18 protein-coding genes and 1 other annotated feature (1 of these 19 cut by a window edge) are annotated in these 16,062 nt (G+C 42.2%); of the genes, 2 read left to right on the top strand and 16 right to left on the bottom strand.

All coding sequences use genetic code 11. The annotated features are described in order from the left end of the window. Positions 1 to 24 precede the first annotated feature (24 nt). Complete coding sequence (locus AC1DSK_RS13230) at positions 25 to 456, bottom strand: YkvA family protein (RefSeq protein ID WP_477548438.1); 432 nt, start codon at positions 454 to 456, stop codon at positions 25 to 27. 53 nt (positions 457 to 509) lie between these two features. Next, entirely contained in the window at positions 510 to 1,244 is a 735-nt protein-coding gene (locus tag AC1DSK_RS13225; protein ID WP_477531269.1) for a sulfite exporter TauE/SafE family protein, read from the bottom strand. A 113-nt stretch (positions 1,245 to 1,357) separates the two neighbouring features. Between AC1DSK_RS13225 and AC1DSK_RS13220 the strand changes: the two genes are divergently transcribed. After that, positions 1,358 to 1,873, top strand: a complete 516-nt coding sequence (locus AC1DSK_RS13220) for a GNAT family N-acetyltransferase (RefSeq protein WP_477548439.1) — start codon at positions 1,358 to 1,360, stop codon at positions 1,871 to 1,873. 204 nt (positions 1,874 to 2,077) lie between these two features. Here the strand turns inward: AC1DSK_RS13220 and AC1DSK_RS13215 are convergent, their stop codons facing one another. Further along, a complete protein-coding gene (locus AC1DSK_RS13215) occupies positions 2,078 to 2,464 on the bottom strand; it encodes a hypothetical protein (RefSeq protein WP_477548440.1) in 387 nt (128 codons plus the stop codon). A gap of 100 nt (positions 2,465 to 2,564) precedes the next feature. Between AC1DSK_RS13215 and AC1DSK_RS13210 the strand changes: the two genes are divergently transcribed. Next, positions 2,565 to 3,200 (top strand): histidine phosphatase family protein, encoded by a 636-nt coding sequence (locus AC1DSK_RS13210; protein ID WP_477548441.1) that lies wholly within the window; start codon positions 2,565 to 2,567, stop codon positions 3,198 to 3,200. Positions 3,201 to 3,418: 218 nt separating this feature from the next. Here the strand turns inward: AC1DSK_RS13210 and AC1DSK_RS13205 are convergent, their stop codons facing one another. The 13 genes from AC1DSK_RS13205 to AC1DSK_RS13145 all read right to left on the bottom strand — a co-directional run bounded on the left by AC1DSK_RS13205 (position 3,419) and on the right by AC1DSK_RS13145 (position 15,481). Continuing rightward, complete coding sequence (locus tag AC1DSK_RS13205) at positions 3,419 to 3,874, bottom strand: GNAT family N-acetyltransferase (RefSeq protein WP_477548472.1); 456 nt, start codon at positions 3,872 to 3,874, stop codon at positions 3,419 to 3,421. Positions 3,875 to 4,066: 192 nt separating this feature from the next. Beyond that, entirely contained in the window at positions 4,067 to 4,531 is a 465-nt protein-coding gene (locus AC1DSK_RS13200) for a GNAT family N-acetyltransferase (RefSeq protein WP_016428751.1), read from the bottom strand. Beyond that, positions 4,532 to 4,783, bottom strand: coding sequence for a hypothetical protein (locus tag AC1DSK_RS13195; protein ID WP_477548442.1), 252 nt, complete (start codon positions 4,781 to 4,783; stop codon positions 4,532 to 4,534). It lies immediately after the preceding gene. 340 nt (positions 4,784 to 5,123) lie between these two features. Then, positions 5,124 to 5,597, bottom strand: a complete 474-nt coding sequence (locus AC1DSK_RS13190) for an acyl-CoA thioesterase (protein WP_016428753.1) — start codon at positions 5,595 to 5,597, stop codon at positions 5,124 to 5,126. Positions 5,598 to 5,681: 84 nt separating this feature from the next. After that, positions 5,682 to 6,644 carry an ABC transporter ATP-binding protein gene (locus tag AC1DSK_RS13185; protein ID WP_477548443.1) on the bottom strand — a complete coding sequence of 321 codons (963 nt, stop codon included), beginning with the start codon at positions 6,642 to 6,644 and terminating at the stop codon, positions 5,682 to 5,684. Next, the gene (locus AC1DSK_RS13180; RefSeq protein ID WP_477548444.1) at positions 6,641 to 7,582 is read right to left on the bottom strand and encodes a C40 family peptidase; all 942 of its coding nucleotides are present in this window, start codon (positions 7,580 to 7,582) and stop codon (positions 6,641 to 6,643) included. The genes AC1DSK_RS13185 and AC1DSK_RS13180 overlap by 4 nt, the downstream gene beginning before the upstream one ends. Before the next feature lie 13 nt (positions 7,583 to 7,595). Then, the gene (locus tag AC1DSK_RS13175; RefSeq protein WP_477548445.1) at positions 7,596 to 8,699 is read right to left on the bottom strand and encodes a mandelate racemase/muconate lactonizing enzyme family protein; all 1,104 of its coding nucleotides are present in this window, start codon (positions 8,697 to 8,699) and stop codon (positions 7,596 to 7,598) included. Positions 8,700 to 8,717: 18 nt separating this feature from the next. Next, entirely contained in the window at positions 8,718 to 9,641 is a 924-nt protein-coding gene (locus AC1DSK_RS13170) for a S66 peptidase family protein (protein ID WP_477598273.1), read from the bottom strand. 281 nt (positions 9,642 to 9,922) lie between these two features. Continuing rightward, the gene (locus AC1DSK_RS13165) at positions 9,923 to 11,560 is read right to left on the bottom strand and encodes a peptide ABC transporter substrate-binding protein (RefSeq protein ID WP_477548447.1); all 1,638 of its coding nucleotides are present in this window, start codon (positions 11,558 to 11,560) and stop codon (positions 9,923 to 9,925) included. 62 nt (positions 11,561 to 11,622) lie between these two features. Continuing rightward, the gene (locus AC1DSK_RS13160) at positions 11,623 to 12,750 is read right to left on the bottom strand and encodes an ABC transporter ATP-binding protein (protein WP_477548448.1); all 1,128 of its coding nucleotides are present in this window, start codon (positions 12,748 to 12,750) and stop codon (positions 11,623 to 11,625) included. Positions 12,751 to 12,755: 5 nt separating this feature from the next. Then, complete coding sequence (locus AC1DSK_RS13155; protein WP_477548449.1) at positions 12,756 to 13,709, bottom strand: ABC transporter permease; 954 nt, start codon at positions 13,707 to 13,709, stop codon at positions 12,756 to 12,758. Continuing rightward, positions 13,709 to 14,644 carry an ABC transporter permease gene (locus AC1DSK_RS13150; RefSeq protein ID WP_477531283.1) on the bottom strand — a complete coding sequence of 312 codons (936 nt, stop codon included), beginning with the start codon at positions 14,642 to 14,644 and terminating at the stop codon, positions 13,709 to 13,711. Before AC1DSK_RS13150 ends, AC1DSK_RS13155 begins: the two co-directional genes overlap by 1 nt. Before the next feature lie 12 nt (positions 14,645 to 14,656). Continuing rightward, positions 14,657 to 15,481: a M55 family metallopeptidase gene (locus tag AC1DSK_RS13145; protein WP_477548450.1), complete on the bottom strand. Its 825-nt coding sequence runs from the start codon at positions 15,479 to 15,481 to the stop codon at positions 14,657 to 14,659. A gap of 409 nt (positions 15,482 to 15,890) precedes the next feature. Next, positions 15,891 to 16,062 (top strand) — a binding site (T-box leader) (it continues 41 nt past the right edge of the window).

Here is a 16,062-nt window from a genome sequence, read left to right as displayed (position 1 = left end):
CGAACCGTCAACGGTCCGCTCTTTTTATTTTTTAGGCAACATAAGGTCTTCTATACTATTGTCAGTTGTTCCAAACCAGGATTTCATTTTCTCGTATGCCTGTTGTTTCGTTGGTTCATCTATATGAGAAATCACTTGATATAAAGCATAAGCAATTACACTTGCATCATCTACCAAACCGACAACTGGAATGAAATCTGGAAGTACGTCTGCCGGGAAGATTAGGTAGCCAAGTGCTCCCGCAATTGTCAGCTTAGCAGATTTCGGCACCGCTGGATTTTGAGCTGTGAAATAAAGTAACAAGCTTGTGTACACTGTTTTTTCTCCTGCTTTTTTGCCATACTTCACAATTTTATTCCAAAATTTCTCTTCATCATAATGCTCATGTGAGCTCTCTATTTGCTCTTGTGGATCCACGTTTTTTACCCAATTCTCTTGAATATCTTGCTTTTTCATGTCATCACTCCTTTTTATCAGTATGTCGGTTTGAAAGAAAGTTTTCAATGATACTATAGGATGTTTTCAACAACCAATTGCAAAATGAGTAACGCGGTCACGACACGTAAGATAGGCTTTACGTATTGAGGTTTTATTTTCTCTGCGATACGGACTCCAAGCTGAGCTCCGGTAATAGACCCCGCCATCAAAGCAAGGGTCAATGGCCAAATAATAGCTCCAGATGTAATATAACTGATTGCTGCGCCGAAACAGCTTGAAAAAGTAGCCAGCCTGACCAATCCCACTGATTTCACATACGCAATGTTCAAGTAGCTGAACAAATATAGCATTAACGTGCCTTGTCCCGGACCAAAAAGTCCATCATAAATACCAATACCAAACAGCCCTGGTCCACTGACCTTTGTTAATTTCAATGGTTCTTCGCCTGTGAAATTACCTTTGCCAATAAATGAAGTAACAAATGCAAATACCAGAAGAAAAATCGCCAATACATACAAATAGTTTGCGGATAGCTGTGAAGCAATAAATCCCCCGGTCACGCCTCCACCCAAACTGATTGGGATTAGCCAAAGAGAATCCTTCAACGAGATTTGTTTACGTTTATACAATGTAAAGAAACTTGAGAATGAACTTACCGTGTTGGATACTTTATTTGCCCCAATAGCTGAATGAATCGGCATGCCGAGCAACAACATCGTTGGCAAACTGATAAGGCCCCCGCCACCTGCCAATGTGCCGATTGTCGTTGCGGTTACCCCTATAAAATACAATAGAAAATAATCCAACTTAATCACCTGTCTTTCTTATTAACTGTATTGTACTTCGTGTCTCGAATTAAGAAAATGACGATGATATAATGAAGTACAATAAGAAAAACTTATGACAAGGAGAATATTCGATGTTTATTGGCTCTAAAATTCGTTTGACTGCAATGAGAAAAGAAGATTTGCCAACGTATCGACTGTGGAATGGCTTGGAATCTTTTGGACGTTTTTATAATGCCTTTCCCATTCGTGAAGAATCAGAAAAAAATGCGGAACAGTTAATGGACCATTCTGATCGTAGTTTTCGCTTTGCCATTCGACCGATTGATTCGGAGCAATTTTTAGGTGTTTGTGCCATCGAAGATATTTTATGGTCGCATCGTGTAGGCTGGCTGTCCATAGCTCTTGGGCCAGAATTTCACGGCAAAGGATTTGAGAAAGAAGCCATGCAATTGTTGATGAATTATGGTTTCAATGAACTGAATCTTCATCGTTTGCAGCTGACGGTATTCGGCTATAACGTAGGTGCCATCAAACTTTATGAATCTCTTGGTTTTAAGCCCGAAGGAACGTTCCGAGAGTTTTTACAACGTAACGGGAAGCGTCATGACATGTACTTATATGGATTGCTTGTTTCTGAATTTCACTAATCAGCAAAACTTAAGCGTGTTGATTCAGTTAATTTTCGTTCAATAAACGAAATCGCAAATTTACTAAATCTCTGATAAGTATGAAGGTGAATACGATGGCTGGGAAACAATTGTAATTAAAGAGTATTATTTATTAAAAAGTAATTTTATCAACTTTATTAAACTAATAGAAAAGGATGCCCTCTGATAAAGGCATCCTTTTTTCTATACTTTTGACTGGGTAAAACGTTGATATAAATTACGCATGATTGCACTCACAGTTAAGATAAACAAAATAATCAAGGTAATTTGAAGGACCATGATCATCCAGTCAGGAAATGACAGAATACCTGCACCGATTAAATGATTCAAACTCATGAAAATCAGTACTAGTGCAACAATAGAACCCGCCAATATACCGAAGAGTGCGAGTAATTGTACAAAGGACAATTGCTTAATATATTGTCTCAAACGGATGATTTGCATGAGGATTACCAGTATGAACAACATGAAGGATAACCCATCAGAACCTATGTAGATGGAATTAACGATGTAGAAAACTAAGATAATGCTGATAATGATGTTTTGGTATTTATCGAAGATTGCTAGCATGTATGTTTCGCTCCTTTATATGTACTACGCAAAACCTGATAAAAAGTTTCACATTTGGTAAAATAAGAGATATATTCGATTAATAGAAATGAGGAATTGGATGCTAACCCTATATATTACACGCCATGGACAAACAGAATGGAACGTACAATCGCGCATGCAAGGCTGGGCAGACTCACCGTTAACTGACATAGGAATGGCAGCGGCGTCTCAACTAGGAACGCGTCTTAATGATGTCCCACTCGACGCTGTATATAGTAGTACAAGTGGACGTACGGTTCATACAGCTCAACTCATTATTGGGGAACGTAACATTCCTCTTATTCAAAAAGAAGATTTACGTGAAATCCATGTAGGTGAATGGCAAGGAATGCTATCTTCGGATATTGATCGTGATTATGCGGAGCAAGTCAAAACCTATTATGAACGCCCGAGCCAATATGAATCGACTTCCGGGGAAAGTTTTCACATGTTGAAAGAACGCGTATTACGTGCAGTGGAAGAACTTGCTGCAGCTCATCCGGATGGTCACGTCCTGATTGTCACGCATGGCGTCGTTAAGAAATGCTTGATTAATCACTTCAGTGGAACTGATCTTGATTTATTGTGGGATCCACCTTTCATTCACGGAACGAGTCTGACAGTGTTAGAAATCGATACTGATAGACGCGAATTGACTATGATTGGCGACATGTCCCATGCAGAAGAAGCGAAGGGACCTATAAAGGTTCAATAAAGTAGTAAAGATGCTGACTGTGCTCTAATATTTTCACTAAAATAATATCTTCCCACCGAACGCCCGTATTTGGAATTAATTTATCTCACAGGTGAATCACTTAGGTGATTCACCTTATCAAATAACCATGTATTTCTTTAACTAATTTCCCCGGTTATTTGATAAGTCGAACTATCCTTCTTTTATTTAAGAATCACTATAGATAGGTACGAGCTAATTTATAAATTCTTTTCCATAAATACGCTATTTGGGTCCTCCTTGTAATCGGAAAACGGGTCACAATAGTTGAACCCAAACCTTTCATAAAGTCTTCTTGCTGGATCGAAAGAATCCATTGATCCCGTTTCCAAACTTAACTTCCGATAGCCACGTCGTGTGGCTTCTTCAATTATGTGATGAAGTATTCTTTTTGCAACCCCCTTGCGAAGATGGAATGAAGAGGTTCGCATTGATTTGATCTCTCCATGCTGACCATCAATTTCTTTAAGTGCCCCACATCCAACCAATTCATTTCCTTCCCAAGCACTCCAAAATGTAATATCTTGTTGTTGCAACTGCTCAAGATTGAGAGCATGTATACTTTCTGGTGGTGAGTGCAGTGTCATACCATGAAGATGCTCGTTTATCAATTTAGTAATTTCAGTGCCCGTTAAATCATCTATTTTAATATCCACCATTATCACTCCGTAGTTTTTAATTGTAGTCGACTGGCGATCTTTATTCATAGTTATAGAAGAATGTAGGATAACCAAACTTATTGTGTAAGGAACTATTTATAGAGCACCAAATAGGTAGGATAGAGCATTGACCCCTTGTATACCTGTCTTGATTCTAGGACTTTTTCGCTTATCGTATTAAAAGGATTTTTAAATTGACTTCGCCATGACTATATTGGTGATTTCGTAGCCCATCTTCTCGTATAAGCCCCGCGCGACTTGGTTGTGACCAAAAACATGAAGGCCAATTTTGCACATTCCTAGTTCTTTCGCAATTGTTTCAATTTCTCTCATTGCTTCCTTGCCATATCCTTTTCCTTGATATTCATCTAAAATACTAAAATCATAAATATAACCTTCATCAGCTTTTTCAGGAGATTTTTGTGCCATCCATATCATTCCGACTATTTGTTGATCATGGAAGATAGAAAATATGTAATTCCCTTTCGATTTTTCACCATCAGGCAACAGACGGTTAAATTCATTTTTGGAAAGCTCGGATGCTTCCGCTTCGCTCCAATTCCCTGAAGCTACTTTGTCTTTAGCATAGTCCTCTACTGCAATTTCAAGGTATTGCTGAAAATCCTCTTGTCTCATAGGTTTTAATGTGACCATTTATTTCCCTCCCAGTTGTGGTGATTCGTCGTTATTCATCTCTTCTAACAATCGCTTCTTTTTCAAAATGAAAATCTCTCGGATAAACGCTCCGATTACTCCAGACAGAAAGACGATAGCGATCAAGTTGACTACTTTTATAACTGTAGATGGTGTGTACATGACTTGTAAGCATTGGCTAATGACAAATAGACTGTACGCCACGCACATTATTATTAAGAATTTAGGTGTTACTTCTTTTTGCATCTTCATACTGGAATTCCCCCTTTAAAACTGAATGATGTTAAATGCCTGTTTTACCTATAAATTCCATAGGAATCACATTTATTCCTGCTTTACTTAAACACGTCAAGTATGTAGGCCGTATACTTGTTGGTCTCACGCTTCTCGGTCTGCGGCTTGCTAGTCGAAATTATACTCTCTCGTTTTTCATTAAATATTACCGTTTTGATTTAAATCACTTTTTATTAGTGGGAAATTAGGAGGGAAATGGTTAGTTGCCTCAATGAAAGAGAAAGTTGCCCCAATCAAGCAAATAGTTGCCCCAGTCAGCAACAAAAAAAGCGGCAGCCTGTAAGCCACCGCTTTCTTTCTATAATTTCATTTGAATTCGTTGTTTCCGATGTTCTCTTCTTGCAGGACCTGATTCAAATAGGCGGTGTTCGTTTTCAGTTTCAGGCAGTATTCCTGGGACAGGCATTGGAACTCCATTTTCTACCGCTACAAACGTCAAGAAGGATTCCGTCGTTAACTTTGTTTCTCCTGTCAACAAGTTCATCGATTGCACACGTACATACACTTCCATGGAAGTGCGGCCAGTTGAGCTCACGATTGCTTCCATCTCCAACACATCCCCAACTCGAGCGGATGATAGAAAATCTACTGAATCGATTGAAGCCGTAACAACAGGCTTATTGCAATGTTTCATCGCAGTAATAGCACCTATTTCATCTATAAAAGATAGAACTCTACCCCCGAAAATCGTTTCGTGGTGATTCGTATCGGGCGGTAAAACCAAATGTGTTTGGATTGTTCGCGACTGGCTCATGGGTACTGTATTTGTCATGATGTTCTCCCCTTCATTGCTGGATAGTCTCATCATACAAAACACTACTGCGAATGAAAAGTTTCAAGCTTTATACAATCGTAGTTACTCGTACAAGTGGCATGCCACAAAATGTCCTGGTTCCTGTTCTTGCCAAGCGGGTTTTACGTTCGCACAGACTTCCATCGCCATCGGGCAACGCGTTCTGAACACACAGCCTGAAGGTGGATTGATTGGACTCGGCAATTCCCCTTCGAGCAAAATACGTTCGCGTGATTCTTCAATGTCCGGATCTGGAATCGGAATAGCGGATAACAACGCTTGCGTATATGGATGAAGTGGATTTGCATACAGTTGTTCACTCGTCGTCAATTCAACCATATGTCCCAAGTACATTACACCAATACGGTCCGAGATGTATTTGACCATCGACAAGTCATGCGCAATGAACAAGTACGTTAAGCCTTTTTCGCTTTGCAGTTTTTGCAGTAGCTTAACGACTTGGGCTTGAACAGATACATCGAGTGCCGATATTGGTTCATCGGCAATGATGAAGTCTGGATCAAGTGCCAGCGCACGCGCGATGCCAATCCGTTGACGTTGTCCTCCCGAGAATTCATGCGGATAACGGTTGGCGTGGTCACGATTGAGTCCAACATCCTCCAATAACTGATAAACCCGTCGTTGCATATCTTCTTTTCTCTTATGTAACCCATGGACTTCCATCGGTTCTGCAATGATTTCAAAAACAGTTGAACGAGGATTAAGTGATGCATACGGATCTTGGAAAATCATTTGCATGTTGCGCAAAAATGCATAGCGATCGTTTTCGCCCATCGTATGTACATTTTTCCCACCGTACGTTACTTCCCCTTCCGTCCGATTATATAAACCCATAATCGTCCGTCCTGCAGTTGATTTGCCACAGCCTGATTCACCAACAAGTCCGAATGTTTCTCCTTGGTAAATTTCAAAACTGATGCCGTCCACAGCTTTTAATGTTTGATTCTTGCCTATATCAAAATGGCGTTTCAGATCTTTTACTTCAAGCAATACTTGACTAGTCATGACGCTTCCCCCTCAGCTCTTGCGTAGCGTCTTACGGCGCACAATTCTTTTACGAACTTTGTTCCTTCAAGTTCTATTACTTCAATGTGTTGTCCAGTGGAAGGCGAATGAATCATTTGCCCGTTGCCTGTGTAAATGCCTACGTGCCGAACATTGCTTGACCCTACGTTCGCAAAGAACAATAAATCGCCAATCTCCCACTGAGTCATGATGGCCATATCCACTTCTTCACCATTTCTTGCTTGATCATCCGCATCCCGAGGGATGAAATAACCATGCGCTTTTAACATATTGTAGCTAAACCCTGAACAATCATAGCCGTACGAAGACATTCCGCCCCAGAAGTACGGAAGCTCCAAAAATCGCATGGCACTCGCCACTACGTCATCCCCTGAACGTTCAATGAAAGCTTCAATTCCTGGCCCATGCTCGATTTCTTCGCTTGAAATAAGGGCTTCTCCATGAGGTGTTGAAACTAAAGTAAATTGTTCATTATTATCGAGTATAGGAAGAATCGTGTTGAAAGGAACCACCAGCAAAGGCTTTAAATCTTTCGTCCAAAGTTGCGCTCTAGGCTGTGTCACTTTGGCAAAGCCGAAATCTGAGATGCGTTCCATTTCTTTTAATTGAGCAACGGGTATCCATCCCGGATAGCCACGGCTGTCCTTTTTGGAAGGTTGCCATGTGCAGATTACTTTTGCCCAGTCACCAACGATTTCTTCAATCAATACAGGTTCCCCGTAAAGGACTTGTGTTTGCACGCGGTTACCGTTGCACAAATCAAGCAAATCCTCATACTTCATTGCTTCCAGCCATTTTGTGAAACGGACTGGATTTCCAAGCCCATCGGCGTCTTGAGTACGTGCAGACTCAGGCGAAGTCCATACTGTCGCCACCGCTACCGAACAAGCCCAGGTCGTGGATGATTGTACTAGCATATGAAAATCCCCCTTACCCTTTACGATGAAATCGTTTATTCATTAAATCTGTATGTATTCCGAGCCCTGACTCACGAGAGAAACGAATATGTCGACCGTCATAAACAATGCCACCTTCGACAATATCTTCTGCAAGCATCAATGGCGCATCAAAATCAAAGCGTGTCACGTTCGGCTGGCTTGCAGCAAAATGAGCCGCTGCGGAAATCCCGAGTTTCGTCTCGATCATGCTCCCAGTCATGCATTCTACTCCATAACTTTCAGCTAAAGCATTGATTTTCAACGCTTGATAAATGCCACCAGCTTTCATCAGTTTGATATTGATTAAATCTGCTGCTCGAAGCTGAAGAACGCGTAGTGCGTCTTTCGGTGTGAAAATACTTTCATCCGCCATAATTGGCGTATGTGTATGCAAGGTCACATGCTGTAAACCTTCGATATCATTCGCTTTCACAGGCTGCTCGATGAGTTCGATTTCAAGCCCGGCATCTTCCATCTGCCCAATTGCTCGGACCGCTTCTTTCGCTTCCCAGCCTTGATTCGCATCCAGTCTAAGTTTCGTTTCATAGCCGATTTTTTCACGGATCGCCCGAATTCGTTCAACGTCTTTCTCGATATCATCGATGCCTACTTTTATCTTCAATACATTAAATCCTGTTTTTACATAACGAGCTGCGTCTTCAGCCATTTCTTCCGCATCATTGACACTGACCGTGAAATCCGTTTCGAGTGTATCTCGGTACCCACCAAGCAATGTGACAAGCGGAAGCCCTGCAAGCTGACCAAGCAAATCATGGAGGGCCATATCAAGTGCTGCTTTTGCACTTGAATTCCCTACCATGGAACGGTGCAATTTTTGGAATACCCGCTCCGAATGATGCAAATCAAGTCCAATCAGTTGGGGGCCTATTACATGATCGATAGCAAACTGAATACTCCCAAGCGAATCACCTGTGATGACGTGAGTAGGGGGTGCTTCCCCCCAACCAAAATTTCCATCTTCAGTTGTAATTTTCACAAATATGGATTCAGCAATCGTTACGGTACGAAGTGCGGTTTTAAACGGTTTTGTGAGCGGTACCGCAACAGAAAAGGTTTCAATTGAATATAGAATCATGGTAGTTTCCCCTCCCGATTATTTAACTCCTGGTAAGATGGTCAATGTTTTGGCATCGCCATCGAGTCTTGCTTCCACTCCTAGTGGAACGGCAAAGTGTGGTTCACAATGACCTATTTTAAAACCAGAAACGACTGGTTTTCCTAAATCACCCAAGTAATGTTCCAATACTTCACCAAGTGTCAATGTCGTTTTTCGTTTTTTAGGTTCTGCTCGGGCAAAATCCCCAACTACGATACCAACTGCATCTTGAAGTTTCCCAGCCAATCGTAATTGATTCAACATGCTGTCTACTTTATATGGTTCTTCATCCACGTCTTCAATCAACAGTAACTTGCCACGAGTATCGATTTCATATTTTGAGCCCAGTGCACTCACTAGCAATGAAAGATTCCCACCGACAAGTTCCCCTTGTGCATTCCCACCACCTAATGTAGTCAATGGAGAAATATCTTCGGTATAATGCAGTTCAATTGGTTCGAACAGCTGATTGAACATACGTGCGGACAAATCTTGGAACGTATCTTTCCCTACGTCTGATGCAAGCATAGGTCCATGGAATGTCACCACATTGGCGAATTGGCCGATGGTTGTATGGAGGAAAGTGATATCGCTATAACCCCATAAGATTTTCGGTTGTTCCGCCATTAATTGAAAGTCGATTCGGTCAGCGTAACGCCCTGCCCCGTAACCGCCTCCTGCACAAATGATCCCTTTTACGCTTGGATCAGCAAGCATAGCTTGTAAATCTTCCAGACGTTCATCATCGGTACCAGCCAAATAGCCGTGCACGTTCTCGACATGTTTGCCCATTTTGACGTTTAATCCCAGTTGCTCTAAAAATGTGAGCGAGCGTTGCAAGCTTTCTAAGTTGGGAGGACTTGACGGGGCTATAATGCCAATCGTATCCCCTTTTTGTAATCGTGTTGGTCGTATGCGCATGCGTATATTGCTCCTCTCTTCTATTTTCAAAAAAAGTTATTCTCCTAAGTATAACTTCTTTTGAAAACAGAAGGGTGCGGCGCCAGATTGAGACGCCGCAACTTCTTGTTTTTATTGTCTTGAAAGTATAAATTTATGGGTATTTCTTTCGAAACCAGTTGTGTCTAGCTCCAAGCGCCAGCTCGCACTTAAGCTTCAGACCCTCAGACGAAAGCAGTGCTTTCGCATCGGTTCTTCCAGCGCCAGTGTCGAGCTAGAGTGGCGCTTTCCGCTTTTCTCAATTATTCCGCTTTTTTGTCTACCCATTTAAGGTCTAGGTAACCTACTGGGTGACGCACAATTCCAGAAACGCTTGGTTTTTGCAATGCCACTTGGTTATAGAAGTGGATTGGGAAAATCGGCATTTCGTTCATTAATACTTTCTCAGCATTCATCAATAACTGCCAACGCGCTTCTGCATCTGTTTCTTTTTTTGCATCAGCAATCAGTTTATCGAATTCTGCATTTGACCAACCAGTACGGTTCATTGATGAACCTGTAACGAAGCTTTCAATCGCGTTCACTGGATCTGCATAGTCGTGTAAGAATGAAGAACGGGACAATTGGTATTTCAATTCTTTTTGTTCAGAAGAGAATACACTTCCTTCTACATTCGCTAATTCCACGTCCACGCCTAAAACTTCTTTAAACTGCGCTTGCAAAGCAACCGCAATGTTTTGATGTGTATCTGAAGTTGAGTACGTTAAAGTAACAGTCGGTAATTTATCGTAGCCTTCCTCTTTCATACCTTCTTCTAACAATTTCTTCGCTTCTTCAGCGTTGAATTCTACTAAATTGCCAACCGTGTCACGGAATTCAGAACCGTCCGGACCTTGGAAGCCGTAAGAAACGAAACCATGCGCTGGTTTTTCACCGTTTTTCGTTACGAATTCAACAATCTCTTCTTGGTTGACTGCTGTTGCGAAAGCTTTACGAATTTTTTCGTTCGTGAAAGGCTCCATTGTTGTGTTGAAACGGTAGAAATAAGTACCTGCCTGGTCTTGAATTGATACTTCTTCGCTGTCCATTAATTCAGCAGCCAATTCAGATGGAACATCAGATACATCTAGTTCATTTGCTTGGTACATTTGGTACTCTGTATTGGAGTCGTTGACCATTGCCCACTCTACTTTATCTAGCTTCACAGTTTTAGCATCCCAATACTCTGGGTTTTTCTCAAATACCATTTTCACATCATGTTCCCATGATGCTAATTGGAATGGACCGTTTCCTACGAATGATTCTGATTCAGTGAACCATTGTGCGTTTTCTGTTGCCACTTTTTCATTGATTGGGAAAAAGCTTGGGTTTGTAATGATATTCAAAAATGCATCAGTTGGTGCAGTTAATTTTACTTCAAATGTTTTTTCATCCAATGCCTTCATTGCTACGTCTTCAATCTTACCTTCACCTGTGTTGAATGCTTCTGCACCTTCGATGAAGTAACCAAGGAACGCCGCTGGTGAAGCTGTGTTCGGATCCAACATGCGTGTCCAGCCATATACGAAGTCTTTAGCAGTAACTACGTCTCCATTAGACCATTTTGCATCTTCACGAATGTGGAATGTATATGTCAAACCATCTTCAGATACATCAATTTTTTCAGCCGTTGCTTCTTCTGGCTGATGGTCTTCGCCTAAACGAGTTAACCCTTCCATCAAGTTGTTCAATGCATTCCAAGAAACAGCATCAAAGCCGACCGATGGATCGAATGATGTTGGCTCGCTGCCGTTGTTCAAGTAAAGCACTTTTTCTTCAGCTGTTTCTTTGTCGTCTCCGCCTTTGTCAGCTGGCTTTTCGCCTGCATCATTATTCGCTGTACATGCTGATAGTACAAGTACGAATACAGCTGTCAGTAAAAACAAGAGCCATTTCTTCATGTGTGTTTTCCCCCTTGGAATTGTGTTCATGCTTTATGATTATGCACCTAAGTGCGTTCATCCTATTTTTGAGCTGTTTCCAATAACGCTTGTGCACGTTCGTCCTGTAACCAACAGTCGACGCGATGAGTAGCTGTTTTAACCGTTGTGTCTGGATGTACGTGTTCACAAACTTCCATTGCAAATGGACATCTCGCTGTAAATGCACACCCTGTAGGCGGCGCAAATAAATCAGGTGGTGTCCCTTCAATTGGCTGCAGTTCTTCCGCAATCAAATCGAGACGCGGAACCGAATTGAGCAAGCCTTGCGTATACGGATGCTGTGGCGTATAGAATATTTCACGCTTCGTACCGAGTTCAATGATTTTACCGGCATACATCACCGCAATACGATCTGCGATTTTTGCTACAACTCCCAGGTCATGAGTGATCAGAACAATCGATACCCCTGTTTTCGCTTGAATTTCTTCAAACAATTCGAGAATTTGCGCTTGAATCGTTACATCTAGTGCAGTTGTCGGTTCATCCGCGATTAATAACTCCGGTTCGCAAATGAGCGCAATGGCAATAACTATCCGTTGACGCATTCCGCCTGAAAACTGGTGAGGATACTGTTTTAAACGTTCTTGCGGATTTGGGATACCTATTAAGCGAAGCATGCCTAGCGCTTTTTCTTTCGCTTCCGCTTTGCTTGCTTTGGTATGTGTGAGCACACCCTCCATCAACTGCTCGCCAATGGTAAGTGTCGGATTGAGTGCCGTCATCGGATCTTGGAAAATCATCGAGATGTCGACACCCTGTATTTTGCGAAGTTCTTTTTTCGTCATATTCGTAAGATTGACATCTTTGAACATTACTTTGCCATCTGAAATACGCCCCGGCGGCTGTGGAATAAGCCCCATAATGGCATTGGATGTCACGGATTTTCCGCAACCCGATTCGCCTACGATTGCAAGCGTCTCTCCTTTTCGGAGAGCAAAGGACACACCACGGACGGCATGTACATTTCCACCATATGTTTTGAATGACACATGTAAATTGTCTACCGACAAAATGATGTCGTCGGTTATGACTTTTTTACGTTTCGTTTTTTGCGTGTGCGCAGTCACAACCGCTTGTTGAGTACGACCGACTTCCGCGCGTCTTTCTCTCGCCAATTCCCGGGCGTTTTCTAGTTGCTGTTCGTTCATATGTGTCACCCCCTTAACTTCGGATCAAGTGCGTCTTGTAGTCCGTCACCAAGGACGTTAAATGCAAACATAGTTAATGAAATGAAAAATGCCGGGAAGAATAGTCTCCACCAGTGACCTGATAGGATAACTGGCAAGGCATCATTCGCCATAACACCCCAACTTGCAAATGGGGCTTGAATACCGAGTCCAAGGAAACTCAGGAAGGCTTCCGCGAAAATGGCACTCGGAACCGTCAAGGTCATTTGGACAATGATTGGACCCATGGTGTTCGGCAATAAGTTTCGCCGAATGATTCGTGGTGTTTTTGCTCCAAATGATTTGGACGCTGTCACGAATTCATAGTTTTTGATTTGCAGTACTTGTCCCCTTACAATTCGGGCCATTCCGACCCATCCGGTAACGGTCAGAGCGACAATAATTGTCGTCAAACTTGGACCCATAACAACCAATAATAAAATAACAACTAATAAATGCGGCAAGCCATACAGGACTTCAATGATACGCATCATTATGGCATCTGTACGTCCACCTTTGTAGCCACTGAAACCGCCGTAAATCACACCGATAAAGAAGTCAATTAATGCTGCGGCAAGTCCCACAAACAATGAAATACGAGCGCCATACCAGGTGCGTGTAAAGACATCGCGTCCCATTTCATCCGTCCCAAACCAGTGTTCACTTGAAGGTGCTTTGTTTTGGTTCGGCAAATCCATGCCATCCACGGGATGCGGAGAGAAAATCGGACCAAAAATCGCAAGTAACGTCAAAAGAACCAAGAAAATTAAACCCGTCATTGCCAGCTTATTTGTGCGTAGTCGACGCCATGCATCTTTCCAATAGGATAATGAAGGTCGAACAACGGCTTCCGCTTCGACTAAATTTCTATCTTTCTTACGGAACCATTCATCAGGTACTTGGTTGGGTGATACGGGTGTCGATTCGTGGTTGATAGTCATCACGCATCCCCCTCTTTCTTATGCAATTTAATACGCGGATCTAAGAATCCATAAACCAAATCGACAATGAATAACATAACTACGAGAATCGTGCTGTAGAATACGGTCGTTCCCATAATGACCGGATAATCCCGGTTGTTGATACTTTCAACGAAGTATTTTCCCATCCCCGGAATTGCGAATATTTTCTCGATGACGAACGTTCCTGTCAGAATCCCAGCAAGCATCGTCCCCATAATTGTGACGACAGGCATCAAGGCATTGCGCAACGCATGTCGTGCAACGATGCGAAACGGTGACAATCCTTTTGCTCTCGCCATTTTTATGTAATCCTGCGTCAATACTTCAAGCATCGACGAACGGGTTAAACGTGCAATGATGGCCATTGGACCCGTAGCAAGAGCGAGCACCGGAAGTACCATATGCATCGGGCTCGACCAGGTGGCTGGTGGGAAAATATTATAATCTACTGCCAGTTTTTGAATAAGCAATGTAGCCAACACGAAGCTTGGTACGGAAATTCCGATTACCGCAAATGTCATTGCAAAGTAATCAATAATCCCGTTATGACGCAGTGCTGCAAAGGTTCCGAGTAAGACACCCGAAATTACTGCTACCAAAATGGTTACCATCCCGAGCTCAAAGGATATCGGGAAGCCACGAGAGAGCAGTTCATTAACCGTTTCATTCGGTTTTTTGATTGAAGGTCCAAAATCCAACGTGACAATGGATTTTAGGTAGTACAAATATTGGACCGGAAGTGGTTCATCCAGCTTGTAAAAGCGTTCTAAATTGGCTTGAATCGTTTCATTTGTCGTACGTTCTTCATTGAACGGCGATCCTGGAATTGAGTGCATCAAGATAAATGTCAGTGTCGCAATGATCAGAATGGTCATGATCATCATTAAGAAACGTTTGATGGTATATGAGAACATATTAAGTCCCCCTTAACAGAACGTCGTTTGCATCGCCAGTTCCACTTGAACTAACATTGCTCGATACGCTTCCAAAATATCTTTTGCTTCAAATTTCACAATCGTTGTTCCAGGTTCTATTTCACAGCCGGGCATAATGGCTGCCCATTCGGCTTGACCATAGTTGGCAAATTCAATTCGCAACGTTGGGGTTTTTGGTGGGGTAAGTGGTTTAACCAAATGACGATTGTCCACTGCTTTTTGGATTTGTTCAGTCAACAGTGCATGTGATTTTTCCGGATGCATCGTTTTGACCGCTTGGCGAGTGATTGACTCTTTTACTGCAACTGTTGTGATGTTTGGAATGAGTGCCGCTGCTTCACGACATGCTCCGTCATCTCCAGCAACCATGATGACCGGTACACCAAAATGACCCGCCACATATGCATTGAACCCGAGCTCTCCAATTTCCACGTCATTGATGAACATGTTTCGCACTCCAAAAATCATCGAGTGACTCATTACACCGGGTTGACCTGCACGTGAATGATAGCCTGCGAAAATCGCACCATCATATGTTTCATCAAGTGCCTGTACCATTGAGTAAGGTTTCACCCCACCCGTGATCAGCATGGCTTCGGGATGCAAATCTTCAACAAGTAAGTTGTTCATTTGTGAATGGCTATCGTTCACCAAAATATCGGTAGCCCCTTTTTTCAGTAAGCCTTCAATAATGGCATTTGCTTCGTTTGTCATGATACGACGGGCGCGTTCATAGTTGTGTTTCTTCGAATCTACGAAAGTGTGATCAGGTAAACCTGTAATCCCTTCCATATCGATCGAGATAAAAAATTTCATATTCTTGATGTCCCCCTCATGCCATTGACTCATATTTTTATTATTATGAATTTTCGCTGATTGATATTATTAAAAGATATCAAATTTTTTAGAATATTTCAATATAGTTTGAGGTTTTTTTTCGTTTCACGAAATGATTTGACGGAGAGAAATTCCACTTCCGACAAAATACTTGAAGAACACAAAATATATCCGAAGGGACCCCAATTAAATTGCTAGTCCCCACGGATAAAATGGCATAGACACCGACACACATCTGCCCTCAATTTTTTCTGCAAAAAGATTTCAGTTGACATCTTCTTTCATGCGTACTACGATAGGAACAACTTTTTTGTTCGGGATTTAGGCAGAAGGTGTCGGGAGCGACATCGCCGGTGAGAACACCAAGAGTTGAGATGAGTTGAGTTGAGAAAAATCGATGACAAAGAATAGTAGCACAAGTGCGTCTTCATAGAGAGTCAGCGGCTGGTGGAAGCTGATAGGCAACTTGATGTGAATGGTCTTTGGAGAGTTTCCCAGAATGTCAGTACGGGAAAACGTGTGATCTACGTTACAGGTCCTAAAGCGAAAGCCATTATTGG

Source organism: Paenisporosarcina sp. P4_B8, assembly GCF_056402175.1.
The sequence above is the reverse complement of the archived record's forward strand: the minus strand, read 5'-3'. Positions and strand labels throughout refer to the sequence as shown.

What these genes read in the sequence shown, in the direction of transcription:
- AC1DSK_RS13230 (WP_477548438.1), bottom strand. Translation starts at nt 456, where the DNA reads ATGAAAAAGCAAGATATTCAAGAGAATTGGGTAAAAAACGTGGATCCA.
- AC1DSK_RS13220 (WP_477548439.1), top strand. Translation starts at nt 1,358, where the DNA reads ATGTTTATTGGCTCTAAAATTCGTTTGACTGCAATGAGAAAAGAAGAT.
- AC1DSK_RS13215 (WP_477548440.1), bottom strand. Translation starts at nt 2,464, where the DNA reads ATGCTAGCAATCTTCGATAAATACCAAAACATCATTATCAGCATTATC.
- AC1DSK_RS13210 (WP_477548441.1), top strand. Translation starts at nt 2,565, where the DNA reads ATGCTAACCCTATATATTACACGCCATGGACAAACAGAATGGAACGTA.
- AC1DSK_RS13200 (WP_016428751.1), bottom strand. Translation starts at nt 4,531, where the DNA reads ATGGTCACATTAAAACCTATGAGACAAGAGGATTTTCAGCAATACCTT.
- AC1DSK_RS13195 (WP_477548442.1), bottom strand. Translation starts at nt 4,783, where the DNA reads ATGAAGATGCAAAAAGAAGTAACACCTAAATTCTTAATAATAATGTGC.
- AC1DSK_RS13190 (WP_016428753.1), bottom strand. Translation starts at nt 5,597, where the DNA reads ATGACAAATACAGTACCCATGAGCCAGTCGCGAACAATCCAAACACAT.
- AC1DSK_RS13185 (WP_477548443.1), bottom strand. Translation starts at nt 6,644, where the DNA reads ATGACTAGTCAAGTATTGCTTGAAGTAAAAGATCTGAAACGCCATTTT.
- AC1DSK_RS13180 (WP_477548444.1), bottom strand. Translation starts at nt 7,582, where the DNA reads ATGCTAGTACAATCATCCACGACCTGGGCTTGTTCGGTAGCGGTGGCG.
- AC1DSK_RS13175 (WP_477548445.1), bottom strand. Translation starts at nt 8,699, where the DNA reads ATGATTCTATATTCAATTGAAACCTTTTCTGTTGCGGTACCGCTCACA.
- AC1DSK_RS13170 (WP_477598273.1), bottom strand. Translation starts at nt 9,641, where the DNA reads ATGCGCATACGACCAACACGATTACAAAAAGGGGATACGATTGGCATT.
- AC1DSK_RS13165 (WP_477548447.1), bottom strand. Translation starts at nt 11,560, where the DNA reads ATGAAGAAATGGCTCTTGTTTTTACTGACAGCTGTATTCGTACTTGTA.
- AC1DSK_RS13160 (WP_477548448.1), bottom strand. Translation starts at nt 12,750, where the DNA reads ATGAACGAACAGCAACTAGAAAACGCCCGGGAATTGGCGAGAGAAAGA.
- AC1DSK_RS13155 (WP_477548449.1), bottom strand. Translation starts at nt 13,709, where the DNA reads ATGACTATCAACCACGAATCGACACCCGTATCACCCAACCAAGTACCT.
- AC1DSK_RS13150 (WP_477531283.1), bottom strand. Translation starts at nt 14,644, where the DNA reads ATGTTCTCATATACCATCAAACGTTTCTTAATGATGATCATGACCATT.
- AC1DSK_RS13145 (WP_477548450.1), bottom strand. Translation starts at nt 15,481, where the DNA reads ATGAAATTTTTTATCTCGATCGATATGGAAGGGATTACAGGTTTACCT.